We start from the raw sequence: 22200 nt of genomic DNA on the forward strand, positions 1-22200 counted from the left end.
CGAGACGCGACTTCGCCCCTCCTCGACCTCCGGCTAGTCGCGGTCCTCGCGGTCGCCGCGGCTGGGGATCGGGATGCTCGGCGTGTCCGTCGGGGCTGTCGGCGTCGGCGTGGTCGGGGGCGGCGGCTCGGTCGTGGGGGCGGTCGGGGTCGGCTCGACGTAGGTCGAGACGAACAGGATCACCTCGGCGCCCGCGTCGGCGGTCTGCTCGCCCAGCGGGAACTGGTCGACGACGGTGCCGGCCGGCTCGGTCGAGGAGGCGTCCGGACGGACGACCGGGGTGAAGCCGGCGGCGCGGACCTTCTGCTCCGCGACCTCCTGGCGGTCGCCGATGACGTCCGGGATCTTCTCCTGGCCGTCGGAGTAGAAGATGGTCACGGTGCTGCCCGTGGGCACCTCGGTGCCGACCGCGGGGTCGGTCTCGACGACCTCGTTCTTGTCCTCGTCGGAGTCGCGCTCCTGCTGGTTGACCTTGAGCCCGGCGGCCTCGAGCGCGGCGGCGGCGTCCTTGCGGGGCTGGCCGATCACGGCCGGGACGGCCACCAGCGGCTTGCCGTTGGAGATCACCAGGTCGACCGCGGAGCCGGGGTCGACGAACTGGTCGAGGTTGGGGGACTGGCTGATCACGTGGTTCTCGCGCACGGTGTCGTCGGGCGCGTAGGAGACCTCGCCCTTCGTGAGGCCGGCGTCGGCGATCTCGAGCAGCGCCTCGTCGTAGGTCAGGCCCACGAGCCGCGGCACCTGGGTCTGCTCCGGAGGGCTCTCGAAGAGCTTCGGCAGGAAGAAGACGCCGGCCACGATGAGCAGGAGCGCGAGGATGCCGAGGAACCACAGGAGCCCGGTGTTGCGCCCGCGGTCGTCGTCGGTGTCGGCCGGCAGGGGCGGACCCGGGGCGGTCGCGGCCACGGTGGTCGTCGCGGGGACGGCGGCCCCCACCACCATCGTGTGCTCCGGCGGCGGCGCGACGGTCGCCTGCACGGGTACGCCGGCGAGGTAGCGCTCGATGTCGGCGCGCATCGCCGCGGCGGACTGGTAGCGGTCCTCGAGCCGCTTGGCCAGCGACTTCATCACGATCGTGTCGATCTCGGGCGGCAGCTCGGTGTCGTGGTCCGACGGCGGCGCGGCCTGCTCGCGGACGTGCTGGTAGGCGACCGCGACCGGGCTGTCGCCCACGAACGGCGGCCGGCCGGTGAGGAGCTCGTAGAGCAGGCAGCCGGTGGAGTAGACGTCCGAGCGGGAGTCGACGGTCTCGCCGCGCGCCTGCTCGGGGGAGAGGTACTGCGCGGTCCCGACGACGGCGGCGGTCTGCGTCATCGTGGACGAGGCGTCGCTGATGGCGCGGGCGATGCCGAAGTCCATGACCTTGATGTCGCCGCTGGGCGTGAGCATCACGTTGCCGGGCTTGATGTCGCGGTGGATGATGCCGGCGCGGTGGCTGTAGTCGAGCGCGGACAGCACGCCGCTCGTGATCTCCAGCGCCCGTTCGGGCAGGATCTTGCGGCCCTCGCGCAGGATGTCGCGCAGCGTGCGGCCGGCCACGAACTCCATGACGATGTAGGGCTGGGCGACGCCGGACCCGTCGGCGGCCGGCTCCTCGCCGGTGTCGTAGACGGCGACGATCGAGGGGTGGTTGAGCGACGCCGAGGACTGCGCCTCGCGGCGGAAGCGCGCCTGGAACGTGGCGTCGCTCGCCAGGTCGGTGCGCAGGCGCTTGACCGCCACCACGCGCCCCAGGCGCGTGTCGGTGCCCTTGCGGACCTCAGCCATGCCGCCGCGGCCGAGGAGCTCGCCGAGCTCGTAGCGGCCCCCGACGACCGTCGGCTGTGAGTTGCTCATCGGGTGGGCACTTCCTCGGGGTTCGTCGTCCGCTGCTGCGGCGACTGAGCGGGATCTGACGGCGTGGAGTCGACGGGCTCGCTGGGCGGCGTGTCGCTCGGGGTGTCGCTGGGGGTTTCCGACGGCGTGTCGCTCGGGGTCTCCGAGGGAGTCTCGCTGGGCGTGTCGGAGGGGGTGTCGCTGGGGGTGTCCGACGGCGTCTCGGGCGGCGGCTCCGGCTCGTCCTCGGACTCGGTCGGCTCCTGCGTGGGGGTGTCCTCGGTCGTGGGCTCCGAGGTCGGTGTCTGCGCGGGCGGGGTCTCGTCGTCGGGATCGTCGTCCCCGCCGGTGACGAGCAGCAGCACGACCGCGGCCGCGGCCACGAGCAGCAGCACCAGCAGGACGATGCCCCACGGGCCACGGCGACGGTCGTCGTCGGGCGTGGCCGGGCCGGGTGGCACCGGTGGCACGGGCGTGACGACCGTCGGACCGGCCGCGACCGGGACGGGTGCCATGACCTGGGTGCTCAGGTCGTCGGCGACCGGCGGCGGCGGCGCCATGACCTCGGTCGCCGGGTTGCGCAGCGCCGTGGCGAACGCCGCGGCGTCGACGTAGCGGTCGGCGGGCTCCTTGATGAGCGCACGCCGTACGACGGCGGCGAGGTCGGCCGGCACGCCGTCGGGCAGGTCCGGGACGGGCTGCTGGAGGTGGGCGAGCGCGGTGGCGATCGGGGACTCGGCCTCGAAGGGCCGCCGGCCGACGAGGCACTCGAACGCCACGACGCCGAGGGAGTAGACGTCGGAGGCGGGCGTGGCGGGGTTGCCGCGCGCCTGCTCGGGCGAGATGTACTGCGGGGTGCCCATCACCTGGCCGGTCTGGGTGATGCCCACACCGTCCGCGGCGCGGGCGATCCCGAAGTCGGTGATCTTGATCTTGCGGTCCGGCGTCACCAGCAGGTTGGCCGGCTTGATGTCGCGGTGCACGATCCCGGCGGCGTGCGCGACCGCCACGGCGTCGGCGGCCTGCGCGAGCAGGTCGCGGGCGACCTCGGGGTCGAGCGGCCGGCCGCCGCGCAGGAGGTCCGACAGCGGCTTGCCGTCGACCAGCTCCATGACGAGGTAGGGCCGCGGCGCGCCGGACCCGTCGGCGGCACCCGGGCCCAGCGCCTCGCCGAAGTCGTAGACGCCTGCGACGCCGGGGTGGTGCAGTGCCGCGGCGTGCTGGGCCTCGGTCTCGAAGCGGGAGCGGAACGTCGGGTCGTCGGCGAACTCGTGCTTGAGCAGCTTGACGGCCACCTCGCGGCCCAGCGTGGTGTCGGTGGCGCGCCACACCTCGCCCATGCCGCCGGTGGCGATGCGGGAGTCGAGCCGGTAGCGGCGCGCGTCGTCGGCGAAGCGCTCCGGGGTGCCGGACGTGCCAGACGTGTCAGTCATCGAGGATCGCCTCCATCACGGCCTTGGCGATGGGACCGCCGAGCTGGCCGCCCGCGATCTCGCCGCGCGGGATGTCGGCCGACTCGATCATCACCGCGACGGCGACCTCGGGGTCCTCGGCGGGCGCGAAGGAGACGAACCAGGCGTAGGGCGGCACGTCGTCCTGCCCGCTCTGGGCGGTGCCGGTCTTGCCGGCGACGCTGACGCCGGGGATCGCCGCGGGCGAGGCCGTGCCGTTGTCGACGGTGGCGACCAGCAGCTGGGTGAGGTCGGCGGCGGTGGAGGACGACACGGCCTGCGACAGGTCGCTGGCCTCGGTCTTCTCGAGCGTGGCGAGGTCGGCCGACTGGACCTCGTCGACGACGTAGGGACGCCTCACCACGCCGCCGTTGGCGATCCCGGCGACGACCATCGCCATCTGCAGCGGCGTGGACCGCACCTCGAACTGGCCGATCCCGGCCTGGCCGGTCTGAGGCGGGTTCATCTCGGTCGGGAAGTTCGACTTGGCCTGGGGGCGCAGGTCCTCGAGGTAGGTGGTGTTGAACCCGAAGGCCTCGGCCTGCTTGATCATCGCCTCCGCGCCGACCTCCACGGCGAGCGCCGCGAAGGTGGTGTTGCAGGAGTTCTCCATGGCCTGCTCGAAGGGGATCCTGTCGGTGCCGCAGTCGCGGCCCTCGTTGTCGATGACGCCGCTGTCGCCCGAGGTCTGGGGCAGGCGGTACGTCGCGCCGCCCGGCACCATGCTGTCCGCGGTGTAGGCGCCGCTCTCGATCGCGGCCGCCGCGGTCACCAGCTTGAACGTCGAGCCCGGCGGCAGCGTGGTCTGGATGCCGCGGTTGAGCAGCGGCTCGGAGTCGTCGGCGAGGAGCTTGTCGTAGGTGTCGCTGACCTCGTCGAGGTCGTGCGAGGCCAGCTTGTTGGGGTCGTAGCTCGGGAGCGAGACCATCGCCAGGATCTTGCCGGTGCTCGGGTCGAGCGCCACGACCGAGCCCTCGACGTCGCCGGGCAGCGCGTCCAGGCCCTCGAAGGCGGCGTCCTGCGCCTCGGGGTCGATCGTGAGCTGGACGCTGCCGCCCTTGTGGGGGTCATTGGTGAGCAGGTCGACGAGCTTGGTGACGAACAGGCGCGGGTCCTCGCCCGAGAGGACCTGGTTCTGGGAGCGCTCCACGCCGGTCTGGCTGAAGTAGGAGAAGTAGCCCGTGACGGGCGCGTAGCGGAACGGCTCGGCGTAGGTGCGCTGGAACTCGAACCGGTCGTCGCTCGGCACGCTCTCGGCCACCGGGTCGCGGCCGACCAGGATCGCGCCGCGCTCGCGGGAGTAGGACTCCTCGATCACCCGGCGGTTGCGGGCGTCGTTGTTGAGGTCGTCGGCCTTCCAGAACTGCAGGTAGGTCGCGTTGAGCATCAGCGCCACGAACAGGAAGAGGCAGAAGAGCGAGACCGTGCGGATGGGCTTGTTCACAGCTTGATCACCTGCGTGGACTGCTCGTCGGGCGCCTCGCTCGGCCCGGAGAGGTCCGGGACGGGGCGACGGGCCTGGTCGGAGATGCGCAGCAGCAGCGCGATGATGACCCAGTTGGCCACGAGCGAGGAGCCGCCGTAGGACAGGAACGGCGTGGTGAGACCGGTGAGCGGGATCAGCCGGGTGACGCCGCCGACGACCACGAAGACCTGCAGCGTGACCACGCCGGCCAGCCCGACCGCGACCAGCTTGCCGAAGCCGTCGCGCGAGATCAGCGCCGCGCGCAGGGCCCGCTCGACGATGAGGCCGTAGAGCACCAGCACGGCGATGACGCCGGTGAGCCCGAGCTCCTCGCCGATCGCGCCCATGATGAAGTCGGCCTCGGCGTAGGTGATGCGGGTCGGGTCGCCCTCGCCGAAGCCGCGCCCGATGAGGCCGCCCCAGCCCATGCCGAACATGGTCTCGACGATCTGGTCGCTGTAGGGCGGGCGCGGGGCGTTGTAGTAGTCGAAGGGGTGCAGCCAGATGTCGACGCGGTCCTGCACGTGGCCGAAGAGGCGCCACGCGACGAACGCGCCCGAGATGAACAGCCCGCCGCCGACGACCAGCCAGCCGGGCCGCTCGGTGGCGACGTAGAGCATCACGAGGAAGAGGCCGAAGAAGAGCAGGCTGGAGCCGAGGTCGCGCTGGAAGACCAGGATGCCGAGGCTGACCAGCCACATCGCGAGGATCGGGCCGAGGTCGCGGCCGCGCGGCAGGTCGACGAAGAGGACCCGTCGTCCGGCCAGGGCGAGCGCGTCGCGGTGCAGGACGAGGTAGCCGGCGAACGCGACGACCAGCAGCACCTTGGCGACCTCGCCCGGCTGGAAGGTGAAGGGCCCGACGCCGATCCAGATCTTGGCGCCGTTGATGGTCTTGCCGACGCCGGGGACCATCGGCAGGAGCAGCAGCACGATCGCCAGCAGGCCGAAGGTGTAGGTGAACCGGGTCAGGATGCGGTGATCGCGCAGGACCACGAGCGCGCCGACGAACAGCACGACGCCCAGCGTCATCCAGGTCAGCTGCTGGCGGGCGAAGGTGGTGCCCTCGGTGAGGTCGAGGCGGTGGATGACCGCCAGGCCGAGACCGTTGAGCGCGGCGACGACCGGCAGCAGCACCGGGTCGGCGTACGGCGCGACCAGGCGGACCGCGACGTGGGCGCCGACGAGCAGCGCGGCCAGCCAGCCGCCGTAGCCGAGGATGTCGACGGGCACGTGGCCCTCGACCCCGATGCCGACCGCGGCGTAGGCGCCGATGCCGACCCCGAGCGCGAGGATGAGCAGGAACAGCTCGGCACCGCGTCGCCGGCGGTGCACGAACCCCATCAGGGCCGAGGACTGGGACATGGCTCAGCCGGCCCCTTCGGTGCTGGCCGTGCTCGGCGGGGTGCCGGTCGGCGTCTCGGTGGCCGTGCCGGTCGGGGTGTCGGTGGGGGTGTCTGCGGGGCTCTCCGCGGGGGACATCTCGGCGGACAGGTTCTGGACGGTCTCGCGGGCGGCGTCGAGGTCGCTGACCTCGATGCCCTGCCGCACGCGCCCGGCGTCGTAGTCGCTGAGTCGGTCCAGCTCGACGTCGCTGGTCTGGTAGAGGTCGCTGAGGTCCATGCCGGGCAGGTCGGTGTTGATGCCGCGGTAGATGACGACGTTGCCGTCGCTCTCGCCGACGAAGTACTGGCGCTGGGTCCAGGAGTACGCCGCCGCGGCGGCCACCCAGACGACGCCGACCACGACCGCGAGCACGAGCAGGCGGGTCAGCCACTGGTAGCGCGACGGGGGGATCGGGGCGTAGCGGGCGGCCTCGGGGTCCACCGGCGCCGACGAGCCGCCGGCCCCGCCCCCGGGTCCGCCGACGATCTCGTCCTCGATGGGGTCCAGCTCGCCGGTGTCGCCGGCGCGGTGCCCGCGGAAGAGGCTGCCCTTGGCGCGCGGGGCGCGGCGGCGCAGCTCGGCGGCCGCGCCGACCAGCAGCGGCTCCAGGGCCTCGTAGGCCGGGTCGTCGGCCGAGGCCTCCTCGGTGACGACGTCGGCGACCAGGCAGGTGACGTTGTCGGAGCTGCCGGCCTCGAGGCTGGCGCGCACGAGCTCGACCGCGGCGTAGTCGGGCGTGCCCATCGAGAGGATGTCGGCGAGCCGGCCGTCGTCGAGCACGCCGCAGGCGCCGTCGCTGCACAGGAACAGCCGGTCGCCGGGCACCAGCTCGATCATGAACAGGTCGGGGTCGGCCTCCTGCATGCCGTCGAGCGCCTTGAGGATGAGGTTGCGGTGCGGGTGGACCCGCGACTCGGCCTCGGTGATGCGGCCCTCGTCGATGAGCGACTGGACGAAGGTGTGGTCCTTGGTGAGCTGGGAGAGCTCCTGGTCGCGGTAGAGGTAGGCGCGGCTGTCGCCGACGTGGCCCATCCCGACGCGGTCGCCGTCGAAGAGCGCGACGGTGGCGGTGGTGCTGGTGCCGTTGAGGGCCGGGTCGGCGTCGACGAGCTGCCCGATGCGCAGGTGCGCCTCGTGCAGCGTGTCGGCGACCCGGTCGAGCAGGTCGGCGCCGGTGTCGTCGGCCGGCGGCACGTCGAGCTCGCGCAGGGTCTGGATGGCGGTGGCCGAGGCGATGTCGCCCCGGGCCGCCCCGCCCACGCCGTCGCACACGGCGAGCAGCCAGGCGCCGGCGTACCCGGAGTCCTGGTTGTCCTTGCGTACGCGGCCGACGTCGGAGATGGCCGAGTAGTGCAGGCGCAGGCTCATGAGCAGCTCACTTGCGCAGCTCCAGGATCGTCTTGCCGATCCGGACCTGGGTGCCGAGCGTGATCGTGGTGGGCTGGGTGATGCGGACGGTGCCGATGTAGGTGCCGTTGGTGGAGCCGAGGTCCTCGACGAACCACTGGTCGCCCGAGGCGGCGATCCGGGCGTGTCGGGTGGAGACGTAGTCGTCCTCGAGCCGGATCGCGGCGTCGGGGCCGCGGCCGATCAGGATCGGGGCGTGGTCGAGCGAGGCGGTGGCGCCGTTGTTGGTGCCGGAGGTGACGACGACCTGGGTGGGAGAGCCACGGCGCTTGGGCGGCTTCTTCTGCTTGGCCGGCTTGGCGCCGCCGGCGGCGGCCCGCGCGGCCTCGGGCACCCGGGCGCCGAACATGTCGGAGCGGATCACCGAGATCGCGGACAGTACGAAGATCCACAGGATCGCGAGGTAGGCGATCCGGATGAGGAAGAGCGTCAGCTCAGACATCGGCGTCCTCCCGGACCACGCGCACGGTCATGGTGGTGTTGCCGATCTTGACCCGCGAGCCGTCGTGCAGGCCGGCGTGCTTGACCTTGCGGCCCTCGACCAGCATGCCGTTGGTGGAGCCCAGGTCGTGGACCTCGATCTCCAGCTCGTCGCCGACGCCGGAGACGGTGAACTCCACGTGCCGTCGGCTGACGCCCGGGTCGCTGATGCGGACGTCGGCCTCGGTGCCGCGCCCGATCACCAGGCCGGGAGGCTGCAGCGGGTGCTGGGTGCCGTTGACGTCGAGCACCGCGCGGGCCCGGCTGACCTGCGTGTGGGAGGCGTTGCCGGTGACCGACGCCTGGGCGGAGCTGCGGATCCGGAAGCGGCCGGTGGTGAGGTCGTCGGCCGGCTCGAAGCCGAGCTGCACGGGCCCGGTGAAGACGTAGCCCTGGGCGTCGGCGTGCTCACGGAGCTGGCCGATGAGCTCCTTGGCCATGGCGCCCTCGTACGTCGCGAGCCGGTCCAGGTCGGTCTGCGAGAGCTCGACGTGGAAGTCGTTGGGCACCAGCCGGCGGTCGCGCGAGAGGATCTGGGCGTTGTTGTCGCACTCGCGCTGGAGCGCGGCGGCGATCTCGACCGGCTGCACGGCGGAGCGGAACGCCCGGGCGAACGCGCCGGAGATCATCTGCTCGAGCCGTTGCTCGAACCTCTGCAGGCCTCCCACGTCCCCCTCCTTCCGCAGACAGCGCCAGACATGGCGAACGGACCCGTCCTCGAGACGGGGTTCGATCGATCGTATCGGGGTCGTGCCCGCGCATCGTGCACCCTCCGGCCCGGTTTGGGGGTCAAACCCGCCCTGGGATAGCCTGACCCGGCTCACTTGCGCGAGTGGCGGAACGGCAGACGCGCTGGCTTCAGGTGCCAGTGTCCGAAAGGGCGTGGGGGTTCAAATCCCCCCTCGCGCACAGATAGACCGCAGGGCCCCGGGTCTCCCGGGGCCCTGCGGCGTTGTGGCGAGCGGTGCGCAGTGGGTGCGTGGTGGGTCGGTGCGGGGTCGGTGCGGGTCGTGTGCCGCAGGCAGCGCCGGAGCGCGCTCTCCGGCACACGACCCGGTCGGCGGCGCGTCCACCGATCAGCTGGACGGGTCAGGCGCGCCCGGCGGCGGAGGTCGCCCTGGGCGCGTCGGCCGGGGGGACGGGCGGCTCACCGGCGCGGCGCGCCGTGCCGCGCTGCACGAGGGCGGTGGCGCCGTACAGCGTCTCGCCCTGCGGGCCGTCCATGTAGGAGCGGGTGCCGATGACCTCGCCGGTGCGCGGGTCGAGGATGAGGACGTCGCGAGTCAGGAACACGCCGTCGGTGCGGGTGAGCCCGACGCCCGGGCGACCGAGCAGGTCGCGTGCGCCCGCCTCGACCTGGACGCCGGGGATCCGCGTGAGCGCCTGGAAGAGGGCGGCGGTGACGTCGGGCGGCGCGGCCACCTCGCCCATCAGGCTCGCGATCTGGTCGAAGACGACCTGGTCGCGGGTGCGGGCGTCGTCCCAGGGCGCGAGCTGTGACTCCAGCGCGTCGAGGAGCTCGTCGGGGTCGGTCGGCAGGGAGGCCAGGTAGCCGTAGGTGGGACGTGCCGGACCCGCCGGCACCGGCCCGCCGCTGCGGATGGGCCAGTCCTGGCCGAACTCGCGGATCAGCCCGAGGTCCTGGGTGGGTCCGTCCTCCTGGCTCAGCCAGATCTCGCGGACGTGGCGCCCGGCCAGCTGGACCGGACCGCCGTACCGGCCCTCGTTGGAGCGCACGATGCTGCGGGCGTAGAGCAGCTCGCCCGGCGCCGGCGGCGTGACGTCGCGGCGGGCCGCGTTGCGCGAGGCGCGGTCGAGCACCTGGACGGCGAGCGGCGCGGCCACCACGGGACGGACCCGCTGGGCGCTCCCGCTCTCGGGAGCGGGGGACCCGGCGACCAGCACCGTCAGGGTGACCACCGCTCCCAGGCACGCGAGGACGACGCCGGGCGCGGCGACCGCGCCGGCACGCTCGCGCCACGCGGTGGCGCGCTGCTCGCGTCGGGCCTGGTGGCGCAGCCCCTCGCGCAGCCTCGCCTCGATGCGGTCCCGCTCGGGCGCCGTCGGTGAAGTCGTCACCGGTGCGGGGAGGAGGTCGTGCAGGGTCTGCTCGGGGGCGGTCACCGGTGTCCTCGGGGGTTCGTGGGGGCGGGGGCGGGACGAGTGGACGGTGGCGTGGGGGCCGGGTCCGGTCCCGCGGTCAGCGTGCGGAGCCGCCGTCGCGCGCGGTTCAGGCGCGAGCGCACCGTGCCGACCGGGACGCCGAGGGCCTCCGCGGCCTCGGCGTACGTGAGCTCCGACCAGACGCACAGCGTGACCACCTCCAGCTCGGGGCGGGTCAGCGCCGCCATCGCCGCGCGGGTGCGCTCGAGGAGGCGGGCGTCGTCGAGGCGGCCGGCCGTCTCGTCGGCGAAGTCGGCGACCACCCCGGGTCGGGCCCGGCCCGAGTGCAGGAACGACCGCCGCCGGCGGATTCCGCGGGTGGCGTTCATCGCCTGGCGGGCGGCGATGGCGAGCAGCCAGCTCCGCAGCGGGAGGTCGCTCAGCTCGACGGTGTGGCGCCGTCGCCAGGCGACGAGGTAGACCTCGGACGTGACGTCCTCGGCGACGGCTCGCAGGCCGGTCAGGCGCAGGGCCAGCGAGAACACCTCGTCGGCGTGGTCGGCGAAGAGCCGCCCGAAGGCGTCGTGGTCGCCGGCCCGCAGCAGCGCGCGCTGCGCCCGGTGCTGCGGGGCGTCGGGACGGTCGGGGGAGGAGCTCACACCCGTCACTGTCCGCGACGCCGTCACGGTTGCGCGACCAGGCCGGTGTTTCTCGGTCGGGGCTGCGGGTTGCCCGGGAGGGTCGTGTGCCCCCCGCAGCGCCGGAGCGCGCTCTGCGGCACACGACCCCGGCCCGACGCCCGACGCCCCCGCACCGCGACCGGCGCCTGGGGTCCGCGAGAGAATGGGCCCATGACAGCCACCGAGGTCGTGCGCAACGACGCCGAGAGCCGCTACGAGATCCGCGAGGGGGAGACGCTGCTCGGGTTCGCCGCCTACCAGTCGACCCCCGAGCTCGTGGTCTTCACCCACACCGAGGTGTTCCCCGGCTCCGAGGGCCAGGGCGTCGGCGGCGCCCTGGTGCGCGCGGCGCTCGACGACGTCCGCGCCCAGGAGCTGCGGGCGCTGCCGGTGTGCCCCTTCGTGCAGGCCTACCTGCAGCGCCACCCCGAGTACGCCGACCTCGACTACCGCGCGCCCCGCTCGACCGCCACCGACTGAGGGTCCCGCGTCGCGGGGTCGGGTCGTGTGCCGGAGGCCGCGTCCCGGCGCTGGGTGCGGCACACGACCCGCCGCGCCGCCGCGCCGCCGCGACCCACGCCCCGGAGATCGGCGGAACGACGACGCGGCACGCACCTGCCGTGGTCGAATCAGACGAGAGGCAGGCCGGACGTCGGCGCCCGAGAACCTTGGAGCGTCGTGAAGAGCATCCGCGCGTGTGTCACCGTCCTGTCCCTGTGCGTCGCCGGTCTCGCCCTGACGCCGGCCGCGCCCGCTGCCGCGGACCCCGGCTCGGACGTGACCGACCTGCAGGCCGCGCTGGCCGCCTGCGCCGGATCGCCGTACCGCGTCGCGCTGACCCAGGACCTGAGCGGTCCCACCACCGTGCTCGAGGTCGGCTGCGACACCGTGCTCGACCTGGCTGGGCACGACCTGACCGTCCGCAGTGTCCAGATCGGCGGCGGTCAGACGCTCGAGGTCACCGACTCCACGACGGCGGCGACTGCGGGCGTCCTGACCGCCGACGCGAGAGCGAGCGAGGCAGACCAGTACTACGGACCCGCCGGCATCCGCAACGGTGGCCCGCTCGTGAGCTCGGGGTTCGCCCACGTCCGCGCCTACGGCGGCTTCGGCTCCGCCGGCGTGGGCGGCCAGGGTGGCGGTGGCGGTCGTGACGGAGGCGACGTCACGGCGCGCGGCCACTCGACCATCGAGGCAGTCGGCGGCCACGACTCAGCGGGGATCGGCGGGGCGGAGTACGGCGGCAACGGCACCGTCCGCAGCGAGGACTTCGCCACCATCAGGGGGACCACCGGCGACCACGGCGCCGGCATCGGCTTCGGCAGGTCCGGCCGCGGCGGTGCCAACCCGGTGGTCGCCGACGACGACTCGGTCATCACCGGCCTCGGCGTCGAGGGGGGTGCCGGCATCGGCGGGGGGCTCTTCGGCACGGGCGGGGCGACCGTCGTGGCCAACGACCGGGCCACGATCAACGCAGACGGCGACGGCGACGGCGACGGCTACGGCTACGCCGGGATCGGCAGGGGCGCCCAGAGCCCCTCCGGCCAGGCCCTGGGCGCCGTGTCGGTCACGGTCAACGACGAGGCGACCGTCGTGGCCCACGGCAAGGACGGTGCGTCGGCCGTCGGCGACGACGCGGCGGCGCCGACCGGCATCCTCGTCACCGTCAACGGCGGGACCCTGCGTCTGCGGAGCAACCTCGTGGTCCCCAACCTCGGCGCCGATCCGAGCGTGGTCGTCGCGGCCGCCGGGACGATCGAGCGCGACCCGGCCACCTCGGCCGGCCTCACCGGCGCCGGCACCGTCAGCAACGGCGGCGCCATCACCGTCCCCACCGACGGGGTGACCGTCGCCGAGGTCACCGGGCGCCACACCACCATCACCTACGACGCGGACGGCGGCACCCCCGTCCCCGCACCGACCACGGTCTTCGCCGACACGCTCGCCCACGGCGACCGCACGCTGCCGCCGTCCCCCGAACGGGCCGGCCACGTCTTCACCGGCTGGGTCACCGGCGCCGGCGCCGACCCGCTCGGCATCGACACCGACCTGACCGTCTTCGGCTCCAGCACCGACGGCACGGCGGTGGCGGTCACGGCGCGCGCGAGCTGGCAGCAGATCGTCGACGTGCCTGCGCCGACCCTGTCCAACACCAGCAGCGCCACGCGCGGCACGGGCGCCCCCGCCGTCGGGGACGTGCTCCTCGCCAGCACGGGACCGACGTCGCCGAGCGGCGCGGACGTCACCTTCACGTGGCAGCGCACCGCGCGCGGCAGCACGACCCCGGTCGCGGCGGCGACCGGCCCGACGTACGAGCTGACCCCGAGCGACCTCGGTGCCACGTTCAGCGTCGTCGCCGACGCCGAGCTCGCGCCGTACGCCCCGGGCACCGGCACGTCGCAGCCCACCGGCGTCGTCCGGCGAAGCGCCCTGTACGACCTGCCCAGGATCGGGCTCACCGGCCCGTCCCTCGTGGGCCGGAGGATCACCGTCACCCTGCCCGCGTGGACTCCGACTCCGAGAATCATGTGGCAGCGTGACGGCGTGGCGATCGCGGGCGCCACCGGGCTGCAGCACGTCCTCACCGCCGCCGACCTCGGTCACCGCGTCGCCGCCAAGGTCACCTTCTCCAAGGCCGGCTACGTCGACCGCAACCGGTTCGTGGGTCGGGTGGTCCGCCCCGGGCGGCAGCACCGGGTCCCCGTGCCCGCGGTCAGGGGCACGGCTCGGGTCGGCCGGGTCCTCACCGCCGTCCCCGGAGCGCACGACGCGGGCGCCACGCTCACCTACCGGTGGAGCGCGGACGGGGTCGTGATCAGGCGCGGCACCGGCCCCCGGCTGCGGCTCCGGCCGGTCCAGTGGGGCCGGCGGATCACCGTCACGGTGACCAGCGTCAAGACGGGCTACCGGTCCACCGTCCGCACGAGCACGCCCACGGACCGCGTCCAGCGCCGCTGACCGGCGTCGGCGTCGCCCTCAGGCGTGGTGCTCGGTGAGCACCAGCGCGAGGTCGTCGTCGACGGAGGTGCCGGCGTGCAGCAGTAGCTGGTCGACGAGGTGGTCGAGCGCCTGGTCCAGCGAGCCGTCGGCCAGCTCCTCGGCGTGGTCCTCGAGCGGGAAGAAGCGGCCGCGGCGGTCGCGGGCCTCGACCAGGCCGTCGGTGAAGAGGAGCAGGCGGGCGCCGTCGGGCCACTCGTGGGTGCTCAGGACCGGGTCGGCGCCCAGGCCGAGGGGCAGCGTGTGCTCGCTGGGGTCGAGGACCACGGTCCGCCGGCCGGCCACGAGCACCGGCGAGGGGTGGCCGCAGTTGGCCAACGTGACCCGGTCGTGGGTGAACTCCGCGACGATGGCGGTCACGAAGTCCTCGTCGGAGACCATCCGGCCCACGGCCGCGTCGAGCGTGCGAGCCACCGCGCCGACGTCGGTCTCGGTCACCGCGGCGTGGCGGAAGGCGCTCAGCACCGAGGCCGCGATCTGGACCGCCTCGATGCCCTTGCCCTTCACGTCGCCGACGATCATCCGCACGCCGTACGGCGTGGAGCTCACCTCGTAGAGGTCCCCGCCGACCTGGGCGGCGGTGGTGGCCGAGACGTAGCGCGCCGCCAGCTCGACCTCGGCCAGCCGGGACGGCATCGAGCTGAGCAGGGCCTGCTGCGCGGTCGCGGCGATCACCGTCATCCGGCGCAGCCGCTCCTCGCGCCGGTCGCGCACCACGGCCGAGATCACGGCGAGCACGCCGAGGGCGGCGCCGAGCCAGCCGCGCAGGAGCCATTCCTCTCCGGCGGCGCCGTCGTCGAGGTAGCCCACCAGGAACGCCAGCACCCCGCTGACCACGGCCACGGCCGCCGTGCGGCGGGCGGTGGTGAGCATCGAGGCGATGATCGCGCTGGCCGAGTAGGTGGCGGTGAGCAGGATGTCGCGGCGCAGGTCGCCTACGACGAAGAGCGCGAGGACGCCGAAGCCGGCCTGGAGCCCCCGATCGCGTGCGAGGAGCCCCAGCCGTCCGAGAGTGCTGGGGGGCATGCGCAGAGCATCGCAGCAGACAGGCCCCCTGACCTGCGAATACGTAGACCCGCTGCGGAATGTTCCGCATGACGTCGGTCACCCCCGTTCCCGCTTGCTCCTGCTGCCAGGCTGGCCCCATGTCCGCCACCGCCGTGCTCGACGCCGTGCTCGACCGCTCCCTCGTGCTCGGCTACACGAAGATCGGGCCCGCGCTGCGCCGCCGGTGGTGGCCCGCCGACCCGGCGCCCGGCTCGATGCACGGCAAGCGGGTCGTCGTCACCGGGGCCACGTCCGGCATCGGCGAGGCCATCGCGGTCTCCTTCGCCGAGCTCGGCGCGACCGTCCACGTGCTCGGGCGCAGCGCCGACAAGGTCACCCGCTACGCCGAGCGCCTGCGCCGCGCCGTGCCCACCGCCGAGGTCGTCGAGGAGGTGTGCGACATCGGCGACCTGGACGCCGTACGCGTCTGGTGCGCCGACCTCCTCGGGCGCGTCGACGTCCTCCACGGCCTCGTCCACAACGCCGGCGCCATGCCGCCCGAGCGCGCCGAGACCGCGCAGGGTCACGAGCTCGCCCTCGCCGCCCACGTCCTCGGGCCGCACCTCATGACCGAGCTGCTCCTGCCCGTGCTCGGCGCGGCGACCACCACCGGCGGCTCGTCGGTGGTGTTCATGTCGTCGGGGGGCATGTACGGCGCCGGGCTGCGCGACACCGAGGACGGGATCGAGTTCCGCGACGGGACCTACGACGGCGTCCAGGCCTACGCCCGGACCAAGCGGATGCAGGTCGTCCTGGCGGAGGCCTGGGCCGGGCGGCTGCGCGGCGGCGGGGTCCGCGTGGAGAGCATGCACCCCGGCTGGGTCGCGACGCCGGGCGTGAGCGAGAGCCTCCCGCGCTTCGACAAGGTGATGGGACCGCTCCTGCGCGACGCCCGCAGCGGCGCCGACACGGCCGTGTGGCTGGTCGCGACCCGTCCGGAGTCCTCGGGCAGCTACCACTTCTGGCACGACCGGGCGCTGCGCCCGACGACGTACGGCTGGCAGCGCGGCGAGGACCACACCAAGGTGCGGCGCTTCCTCTCCTACGTCTCCGCGGCCACCGGGACGTCCGCCGCCTGGTAGCGGCTGCTCACCAGGCGACGGGCCCGGCCGCGTCGACGAACGTGGCGGCCGGGGTCTCGGTCGGCGACCCGGCCCGCCACACGACCTCGGAGGCCTCCGTGGCGGTGAGCGGCGCGATGTTGCGGCTGAAGGGCGTCAGGTCGGTCTGCACGAAGCCCGGGCAGACGGCCGTGACGACGACGGACGTCCCCTCCAGCTGACGCGCCAGCGAGACGGTCAGGCTGTTGAGTGCGGCCTTGGACGCGCGGTAGGCCGGCACGGCCGTGGCGGCGTACGGCGACGCCGGGTCGGCGTGGTCGCTGAGCGAGCCCATGGTGCTGGACACGTTGACGACCCGGCCCGCGTCGCTGCGCAGCACGAGCGGCAGGAACGCCTCGATGACGAGCGCGGCGCCGACCACGTTGGTGTGGAGCGTCCGGGCCAGGACCGACGGCTCGGCGAACGCCGCGCCCGTCGAGGTCGCCTCGGGCAGGATCCCGGCGTTGTTGACCAGCACGTCGAGGCGGTCGTGGCGGCGCGACACCTCCTGCGCCGCGCAGCGCACGCTGACCTCGGAGTCGACGTCCAGCCCGACGCCGGAGACCTCGAGCCCCTCGAGGCGCAGCCGGTCCACGACCCGGCCGAGGGCCTGCTCGTCGCGGCCGGTGAGGACGACGTGGTCGCCGTCCTCGGCGAAGCGGCGGGCGGTGGCCAGGCCGAGGCCGCGGGTGCTGCCGGTGACCAGGACGATGCGTGACATGGGATCTCCTTCGAGGGGGTGTCCTGCCACGGTGCCGGTCCGGCGCCGCGCGCTCTCGCGGGATCCGGACCTGTCATCCCCGGGCTGCCCGGGCCCGGTGATACTGGCGCCATGGACGAGGGCCACACGGAAGCCGACCGCACGGAGCCGTCGCACGCGCCGATGCCCGGGGCCGAGTCGCTGGCCGAGCCGCTGCGCTCGCGCTGGAGCCCGAGCATCTTCGACGACACCCACCGGCTCGGGCCCGAGGACGTCGAGACGCTGCTGCACGCGGCGCAGTGGGCGCCGAGCTGGGGCAACAGCCAGCCCTGGGCCTTCGTGGTCGCCGAGCGCGGGTCGCCGAGCCACGACCTGCTGGTGCCGCACCTGAGCCGCGGCAACGCCGGCTGGGTGCCGCGGGCGAGCGTCGTCTTCGTGACCGCGGTGCAGGTCGCGCCGGACCCCGCCGGCGAGGGTGGGGCCAGCCCCGGCCACGCCTTCCACGACCTCGGCCAGGCGGCCGCGCACCTCACGCTGCAGGCGCGGTCGATGGGGCTGCACGCGCACCAGTTCGCGGGGTTCGACCGGGAGGCGGTGCACGCGGCGCTCGGGGTCCCGGTGTGGTTCGAGGTGATGACCGGGATCGCCGTCGGCGTGCGCGGCAACCCCGAGGACGTGCCCGAACGCGACCGCGGCCGCGAGCAGAAGGTACGCCGACGACGCGAGCTGTCCGAGTTCGTGTGGGGTCCCTCCTGGGGTGAGCCCTGGGGCGCGCCCGGGCGGGCCGAGTGAGCCGGCGAGGGAAGTCGCTGCTGCTGCTCGCCCTGGTGGCGCTGCTGGTCAACCTCCCCGTGGCGCACAGCACCTGGACGAGCTGGCGCGTGGACCGGCACGGCGTCGACGTCACCGCGGAGGTCACCGACACCGAGGAGCTGGCCGGCGGCGACGGCTACCTCGTGGAGTTCCAGATGCCCGCGGAGGTCGACCCCGACGAGGAGCTGTGGGTCGCGCAGGTCGACGAGGCGACGTACGACGAGGCGATGGCGCGCGAGCGGGTCGACGTCCGCGTGCTGCGCGACCAGCCGTCGGCCTACACCGTGAGCGGGCAGATCACCAGCCGGGTCGGCCTGGTGATCATGGGCCTCGTGGACTCGCTCCTGCTGGTCGGCGCGCTGCTGCTGTGGCGCGGTCGCGGTGGTCGGGGCGGGCACGCGCTGGTGCTCGCCGCCGACGGCGACGTGGAGCGGTGCCGGCCCGGTGCGCTGCTGGAGCGGCAGGGCGACGGGCACTACGTCGTGGCCGGTGAGGTGGTCGCGATCGAGGCCGACCGGCTCGTGCTGGACGTCGACGGGCGCGAGGTGACGGTGCTGCTCGAGGGGCACCACAACCCGGTGGGCCACCAGCAGCCGGCCCGCGTCACCGGACACCTGGTGGGCTGACGTGGGCCGCGGGGGACACTGGGGAGCATGAGCGCACTCCAGGACTTCTCCGCCACGGGCATCGACGGCCGCGACGTCGACCTCGCGGACTACGCCGGCCAGGTCGTGCTGGTGGTCAACACCGCCTCGCAGTGCGGCTTCACGCCGCAGTACCAGGGGCTGCAGCGCCTCCACGACGAGTACGGCGGCCAGGGCTTCACGGTCCTCGGCTTCCCGTGCGACCAGTTCGGCCACCAGGAGCCGGGCGAGGACGCCGAGATCGCGGGCTTCTGCGAGCGCAACTTCGGCGTCACCTTCCCGCTCTTCAGCAAGGTCGACGTCAACGGCGCCGACGCGCACCCGGTCTTCGAGTGGCTGCGCTCGGAGAAGGGCGGCCTGCTGGGCAAGAAGATCAAGTGGAACTTCACGAAGTTCCTGATCGGCAAGGACGGCAAGGTCGTCGGCCGCTACTCGCCCACCACCGCGCCGGAGAAGATCAGCGGCGACATCGAGAAGGCGCTGGCCGCCTGATGGCGGTGTTCTCCTCGACGACCAAGGCCGAGGCGGTCGTGCCCCACGACCGGGCGCGCATCTGGGACGCCCTGGTCGACGCCTCGCTGGTCGGCCGGATGACGCCGTTCGTGAAGAGGATCGAGGCGTCGCCCTCCGGCGAGCACTGGGTCTGGTCGATGACCGGCCTCGAGGTCATGGGCATCGGCTTCTCCCCGACGTTCACCGAGCGGATGACGCTCAAGGACCAGGAGCGCATCGAGTTCGAGCACGACCCGCCGTCGGGCGCCAAGGAGCGCGCCGGCGTCACCGGCTGGTACGACCTGCGCGACGTCGAGGGCGGCACCCGCCTGGAGACCAGCCTCGAGGTCTGCATCAGCCTGCCGCTGCCCCGCGCCGCCGGCCCCGCCGTCCGCTCCGCCATGAAGGGCGTCATGGCGACCATGGGCGACCGTTTCTCGAAGAACCTGCTCGCGCACCTCGCCAAGGGCTGAGCAGGTTTACCAGCATCTGCTGAAAAGCCGCCGCTTCTGGGCGTAACTCCGGCCCAGAAGCAGCGACTTACCAGCATCTGCTGAAAAGCCTGCTCAGACGCGCGCCGAGCGCTCGCTCTCGAGACCCTCGAGCTCGTCCTCGAGCTGGTGGCCGGTGAGGTGGGGGCGGACGAGCTTCTCGCCCTCGACGTCGACGTTGGGCAGCAGGCGGTCGAGCCAGCCGGGCAGCCACCAGGCCTTCTCGCCGAGCAGGTACATCAGCGCCGGGATCAGGGTCATGCGCACGATGAAGGCGTCGAAGAACACCGCGACCGCGAGCGCGAAGCCCATGGACTTGATGATCGGCTCGTCGATCAGGATGAACGCCGCGAACACCGAGATCATGATGACGCCGGCCGCCGCGACCACGCGGGCGCTGTTGCGGAAGCCGTCGACGACGGCCCCGCGGGTCGACATCCCGTGCACGTGCGCCTCGCGCATCCGGGTCACCAGGAAGACCTGGTAGTCCATGGCGAGGCCGAACACCAGGCCGATCAGGAAGATCGGCATGAAGCTCACGATCGGCTGGCCCTCGACGATCCCGAAGGTGCCCTCCTGGAAGACCGCGACCGTCACGCCCAGCGTCGCGAGCACCGAGAGCAGGAAGCCCGCGGTGGCCGTGAGCGGCACCAGGATCGAGCGGAAGACGATCATCAGCAGCAGGAACGCCAGGCCGACGACGACCGCGAGGTAGATCGGCAGCGCACCGCTGAGTCGCTCGGACACGTCGGTGGTGATCGCCGTGAGGCCGGTGACGCCGGTCGTCGTACCGGTCTTCTCCTCGATGCCGCCCTGACCGTCGCGCAGGTCGGAGAGCAGGTCCTCGGTGGCGGTGTCCTCGGGCCCGGTCTCTGGGGTGATGAGCACGATGGCGCCCGTGGCGTCGTCGGCCTCGGGGCTCGTCGCGTTGGTCTGGACGACCTGCGCGTTCTTGACGTTGTCCAGGCCGGCGGCCCAGGCAGCGACCTCGCCGAACGCCGCCCCGCGGTCGGCCTTGGGTACGTCGCGGGCGTCGACCACCGTGAGCATCGGCGCGTCGCGGCCGGGCCCGAACGCCTCGGCCACCAGGTCGGAGGCCTTGCGCTGAGTGGTGTCGGAGCCGGCGGTGCTGTCGCTCGGGAAGGCGAGGTGCAGGTTCTGCAGCGGGAGGGCGAGGGCCCCGAGGCCGACGACCACGAGCAGGACGACGGCGATCGGCGCGCGGGCGATGGTGCGCGCCCAGCGGACGCCGTTGTTGAGGATCAGGCCGTCCTCGTCGCGGGTGGGGCGGTAGTGGCGCACCCGGCCGCCGAACGCCTTGGACTTGGTCATGCCGAGCAGCGCCGGCAGCAGGGTGAGCGCGACGAGCACCGAGATGAACACGGTGGCCGCGGCGGCCAGGCCCATGCTGGCGAGGAACGGGATCCGGACGACGAGCAGCGCGGACAGCGCGATGATCACGGTGAGGCCGGCGAAGACGACGGCCGAGCCGGCCGTGCCGACCGCGATCCCGACCGCCTCCTCGCGGTCGTCGGTGTGGTGCAGCTCGCTGCGGTAGCGCGCCAGGATGAACAGCGCGTAGTCGATGCCCACCGCCAGGCCGATCATCGTGGCGAGCATGGGCGTGGTGGAGCCGATGTCGGTGAACGCGGTCATCGCCGTGACGCCCATGATCCCCAGCCCCACGCCGACGAGCGCGGTGAGGATCGGGAGCCCGGCGGCCACGAGCGAGCCGAAGGTCAGGATCAGCACGATCAGGGCGACGCCGATGCCGATCAGCTCGGAGGTGCCGCTGAGCTCGGTCATGCCGGTGGTGCCGGAGCCGTTGGCCTCGACGGTGAAGCCGTCCCCGCGGGCGTCGTCCATCGCGTCCATGAGCGCCTCGATCGTGGCGGGCTCGACGTCGGCGACGGAGTCCACGTCGAAGTCCCAGGAGATGGTGCCGACCCGACCGTCCTCGCTCAGCGGCGACAGGGCCGCAGCGTTGGCCTTGGCGTCCGCGACGGAGCCGCCGGCGTCGGTGGCGGCCTGGACGAGCTGGTCCTCCTGCGCCTGCGCGGTCTCCACCGGTCCACCCAGCGGGGCGTCCGGCATCTGCGGGAGGGCCGAGAGGTCCTTCAGCAGGGCGTCGACGCGTCCGGCGTACTCCGGGTCGGAGAGCTTGCTGCCCTCCGGAGCGGCCACGACGACCTTCACGGAGGCCTGGTCGAAGGCGTCCACGGCGTCGGGGAACAGCTCGGCCTGCAGGTCGCCGGCCTTCTCCGAGGGGATGCCGGGGATCGAGAACGAGTCGGTCATCGGCTTGGACATCGTCGCCGAGAAGGCGCCGACGGCGAGCACGGCGATGATCCAGCCCGTAAGGAAGAGCGGCCAGCGGCGGAAGGCCGTCTTGCCGAGGCGGTAGAGCACGGTGGCCATGGGGGAACTCCTGGTTCGGGTGGGGAAGGTCGAGGGCTGGTCAGGGGCTGGTCAGGTCAGGGGCAAGGTCAGGCGAGGAGCTCGCGCGCGAGGCGCAGCTGGTCGAGGAAGACGTCACCGAGAGGACGGTCGTCGCCCTCCTGGGTGGGCAGGCAGCCGTCGAAGAGCGCGACGAACAGCTGGACGAGCAGGCGGGCGCGGTCGGCGCCGTACTCCTGGCCCTCGCGGGCCAGGATCATCTCGACGAACTCGCCCGCGAGCGCCTCGAAGCGCTCGTGGGCCGCGACGATCAGGCGCGGCGTGGTGACGACGATGCGCCGACCCCGGGCCATCTCCTCGCGGTCGAGGACCTTGGAGCGCAGCAGGACCATCGCGAGCTCGCCGAGGTCGTCGACCAGGTGGCCGTGCGGGCCGCCGGCGTAGAACGTCGCCAGGACGTCGGGCGGCACCTCCGGCGGGTTGCCGAGCACGGCGTCGATCTTGCTGGGGAAGTAGTTGAACAGCGTCCGGCGCGACACCTCGGCCGTCTCGGCGAGCTCGTCCATCGTGAACCCGTCGAGCCCGCGCTCGTCGGTCAGCCGCTGCGCGCAGATCGTGATCCGGTGCTCGGTCTCGAGCCGGCGCCTCTCACGCAGCGTTGCACTTTCTTCCATGGAGTGCATTCTTGCACTCTTCTCGTGAAAGTGCACAAATGTGTCGCCCGTCACTCGGC

The 22200-nt window shown here is 73.3% G+C and carries 20 protein-coding genes and 1 tRNA gene; 8 read left to right on the forward strand and 13 right to left on the reverse strand.

Annotation, left to right across the window (positions count from 1 at the left end; genetic code table 11):
* Positions 1-33 precede the first annotated feature (33 nt).
* From pknB to E4622_RS13070, 7 genes are read right to left on the reverse strand one after another with little or no spacing between them, the layout of a single operon-like run.
* Positions 34-1836: a Stk1 family PASTA domain-containing Ser/Thr kinase gene (pknB, locus tag E4622_RS13040; protein ID WP_134740582.1), complete on the reverse strand. Its 1803-nt coding sequence runs from the start codon at positions 1834-1836 to the stop codon at positions 34-36.
* Positions 1833-3248, reverse strand: coding sequence for a serine/threonine-protein kinase (locus E4622_RS13045; protein WP_134740583.1), 1416 nt, complete (start codon positions 3246-3248; stop codon positions 1833-1835). Before E4622_RS13045 ends, pknB begins: the two co-directional genes overlap by 4 nt.
* Positions 3241-4710 (reverse strand): penicillin-binding protein 2, encoded by a 1470-nt coding sequence (locus E4622_RS13050; protein ID WP_134740584.1) that lies wholly within the window; start codon positions 4708-4710, stop codon positions 3241-3243. Before E4622_RS13050 ends, E4622_RS13045 begins: the two co-directional genes overlap by 8 nt.
* On the reverse strand, positions 4707-6095 hold the full coding sequence (locus E4622_RS13055; RefSeq protein WP_134740585.1) for an FtsW/RodA/SpoVE family cell cycle protein: 1389 nt from the start codon (positions 6093-6095) through the stop codon (positions 4707-4709). The genes E4622_RS13050 and E4622_RS13055 overlap by 4 nt, the downstream gene beginning before the upstream one ends.
* A 3-nt stretch (positions 6096-6098) precedes the next feature.
* Positions 6099-7484 carry a protein phosphatase 2C domain-containing protein gene (locus E4622_RS13060; RefSeq protein ID WP_134740586.1) on the reverse strand — a complete coding sequence of 462 codons (1386 nt, stop codon included), beginning with the start codon at positions 7482-7484 and terminating at the stop codon, positions 6099-6101.
* Between the two features lie 7 nt (positions 7485-7491).
* Positions 7492-7965 (reverse strand): FHA domain-containing protein, encoded by a 474-nt coding sequence (locus E4622_RS13065; RefSeq protein WP_134740587.1) that lies wholly within the window; start codon positions 7963-7965, stop codon positions 7492-7494.
* Entirely contained in the window at positions 7958-8671 is a 714-nt protein-coding gene (locus E4622_RS13070; RefSeq protein ID WP_134740588.1) for a DUF3662 and FHA domain-containing protein, read from the reverse strand. Before E4622_RS13070 ends, E4622_RS13065 begins: the two co-directional genes overlap by 8 nt.
* 158 nt (positions 8672-8829) lie before the next feature.
* Between E4622_RS13070 and E4622_RS13075 the strand changes: the two genes are divergently transcribed.
* Positions 8830-8912 (forward strand) — tRNA-Leu (locus tag E4622_RS13075).
* Positions 8913-9092: 180 nt separating this feature from the next.
* Here E4622_RS13075 and E4622_RS13080 read toward each other — a convergent pair.
* Positions 9093-10127: a CU044_5270 family protein gene (locus tag E4622_RS13080; protein WP_134740589.1), complete on the reverse strand. Its 1035-nt coding sequence runs from the start codon at positions 10125-10127 to the stop codon at positions 9093-9095.
* Entirely contained in the window at positions 10124-10765 is a 642-nt protein-coding gene (locus E4622_RS13085; protein ID WP_167736070.1) for an RNA polymerase sigma factor, read from the reverse strand. Before E4622_RS13085 ends, E4622_RS13080 begins: the two co-directional genes overlap by 4 nt.
* A 192-nt stretch (positions 10766-10957) precedes the next feature.
* Here E4622_RS13085 and E4622_RS13090 point away from each other — a divergent pair, with 192 nt between their 5' ends.
* The gene (locus E4622_RS13090; protein ID WP_134740591.1) at positions 10958-11266 is read left to right on the forward strand and encodes a GNAT family N-acetyltransferase; all 309 of its coding nucleotides are present in this window, start codon (positions 10958-10960) and stop codon (positions 11264-11266) included.
* 198 nt (positions 11267-11464) lie between these two features.
* Complete coding sequence (locus tag E4622_RS13095) at positions 11465-13744, forward strand: InlB B-repeat-containing protein (RefSeq protein ID WP_167736071.1); 2280 nt, start codon at positions 11465-11467, stop codon at positions 13742-13744.
* An 18-nt stretch (positions 13745-13762) separates the two neighbouring features.
* Here the strand turns inward: E4622_RS13095 and E4622_RS13100 are convergent, their stop codons facing one another.
* Positions 13763-14809 (reverse strand): PP2C family protein-serine/threonine phosphatase, encoded by a 1047-nt coding sequence (locus E4622_RS13100; RefSeq protein ID WP_134740593.1) that lies wholly within the window; start codon positions 14807-14809, stop codon positions 13763-13765.
* Between the two features lie 119 nt (positions 14810-14928).
* Between E4622_RS13100 and E4622_RS13105 the strand changes: the two genes are divergently transcribed.
* A complete protein-coding gene (locus tag E4622_RS13105; protein ID WP_134740594.1) occupies positions 14929-15912 on the forward strand; it encodes an SDR family NAD(P)-dependent oxidoreductase in 984 nt (327 codons plus the stop codon).
* Between the two features lie 7 nt (positions 15913-15919).
* Here E4622_RS13105 and E4622_RS13110 read toward each other — a convergent pair whose 3' ends face one another.
* Positions 15920-16651 (reverse strand): SDR family NAD(P)-dependent oxidoreductase, encoded by a 732-nt coding sequence (locus E4622_RS13110; protein WP_134740595.1) that lies wholly within the window; start codon positions 16649-16651, stop codon positions 15920-15922.
* A gap of 111 nt (positions 16652-16762) precedes the next feature.
* Here E4622_RS13110 and E4622_RS13115 point away from each other — a divergent pair, with 111 nt between their 5' ends.
* Genes E4622_RS13115 through E4622_RS13130 form a run of 4 tightly spaced genes read left to right on the forward strand, consistent with a single transcriptional unit; the run spans position 16763 to position 19052 of the window.
* Complete coding sequence (locus E4622_RS13115) at positions 16763-17422, forward strand: nitroreductase family protein (RefSeq protein ID WP_134740596.1); 660 nt, start codon at positions 16763-16765, stop codon at positions 17420-17422.
* Positions 17419-18069 (forward strand): hypothetical protein, encoded by a 651-nt coding sequence (locus tag E4622_RS13120; protein ID WP_134740597.1) that lies wholly within the window; start codon positions 17419-17421, stop codon positions 18067-18069. The genes E4622_RS13115 and E4622_RS13120 overlap by 4 nt, the downstream gene beginning before the upstream one ends.
* A 27-nt stretch (positions 18070-18096) precedes the next feature.
* Complete coding sequence (locus E4622_RS13125) at positions 18097-18579, forward strand: glutathione peroxidase (protein WP_134740598.1); 483 nt, start codon at positions 18097-18099, stop codon at positions 18577-18579.
* Complete coding sequence (locus E4622_RS13130; protein WP_134740599.1) at positions 18579-19052, forward strand: SRPBCC family protein; 474 nt, start codon at positions 18579-18581, stop codon at positions 19050-19052. Before E4622_RS13125 ends, E4622_RS13130 begins: the two co-directional genes overlap by 1 nt.
* Positions 19053-19145: 93 nt before the next feature.
* On the opposite strand, the gene E4622_RS13135 is transcribed toward E4622_RS13130, so the two are convergent.
* Entirely contained in the window at positions 19146-21488 is a 2343-nt protein-coding gene (locus E4622_RS13135; protein WP_134740600.1) for an MMPL family transporter, read from the reverse strand.
* 68 nt (positions 21489-21556) lie between these two features.
* Positions 21557-22141, reverse strand: a complete 585-nt coding sequence (locus E4622_RS22820; RefSeq protein WP_209021901.1) for a TetR family transcriptional regulator — start codon at positions 22139-22141, stop codon at positions 21557-21559.
* Positions 22142-22200 lie beyond the last annotated feature (59 nt).

Origin of the sequence: Nocardioides sp. 503 (genome assembly GCF_004522095.1) — a bacterium.
In the GTDB taxonomy this organism is placed as follows: domain Bacteria; phylum Actinomycetota; class Actinomycetes; order Propionibacteriales; family Nocardioidaceae; genus Nocardioides.

What these genes read in the sequence shown, in the direction of transcription:
- E4622_RS13115 (WP_134740596.1), top strand. Translation starts at nt 16,763, where the DNA reads ATGGACGAGGGCCACACGGAAGCCGACCGCACGGAGCCGTCGCACGCG.
- E4622_RS13065 (WP_134740587.1), bottom strand. Translation starts at nt 7,965, where the DNA reads ATGTCTGAGCTGACGCTCTTCCTCATCCGGATCGCCTACCTCGCGATC.
- E4622_RS13090 (WP_134740591.1), top strand. Translation starts at nt 10,958, where the DNA reads ATGACAGCCACCGAGGTCGTGCGCAACGACGCCGAGAGCCGCTACGAG.
- E4622_RS13135 (WP_134740600.1), bottom strand. Translation starts at nt 21,488, where the DNA reads ATGGCCACCGTGCTCTACCGCCTCGGCAAGACGGCCTTCCGCCGCTGG.
- E4622_RS13110 (WP_134740595.1), bottom strand. Translation starts at nt 16,651, where the DNA reads ATGTCACGCATCGTCCTGGTCACCGGCAGCACCCGCGGCCTCGGCCTG.
- E4622_RS13060 (WP_134740586.1), bottom strand. Translation starts at nt 7,484, where the DNA reads ATGAGCCTGCGCCTGCACTACTCGGCCATCTCCGACGTCGGCCGCGTA.
- pknB (WP_134740582.1), bottom strand. Translation starts at nt 1,836, where the DNA reads ATGAGCAACTCACAGCCGACGGTCGTCGGGGGCCGCTACGAGCTCGGC.
- E4622_RS13055 (WP_134740585.1), bottom strand. Translation starts at nt 6,095, where the DNA reads ATGTCCCAGTCCTCGGCCCTGATGGGGTTCGTGCACCGCCGGCGACGC.
- E4622_RS13100 (WP_134740593.1), bottom strand. Translation starts at nt 14,809, where the DNA reads ATGCCCCCCAGCACTCTCGGACGGCTGGGGCTCCTCGCACGCGATCGG.
- E4622_RS13130 (WP_134740599.1), top strand. Translation starts at nt 18,579, where the DNA reads ATGGCGGTGTTCTCCTCGACGACCAAGGCCGAGGCGGTCGTGCCCCAC.
- E4622_RS13045 (WP_134740583.1), bottom strand. Translation starts at nt 3,248, where the DNA reads ATGACTGACACGTCTGGCACGTCCGGCACCCCGGAGCGCTTCGCCGAC.
- E4622_RS22820 (WP_209021901.1), bottom strand. Translation starts at nt 22,141, where the DNA reads ATGGAAGAAAGTGCAACGCTGCGTGAGAGGCGCCGGCTCGAGACCGAG.
- E4622_RS13125 (WP_134740598.1), top strand. Translation starts at nt 18,097, where the DNA reads ATGAGCGCACTCCAGGACTTCTCCGCCACGGGCATCGACGGCCGCGAC.
- E4622_RS13105 (WP_134740594.1), top strand. Translation starts at nt 14,929, where the DNA reads ATGTCCGCCACCGCCGTGCTCGACGCCGTGCTCGACCGCTCCCTCGTG.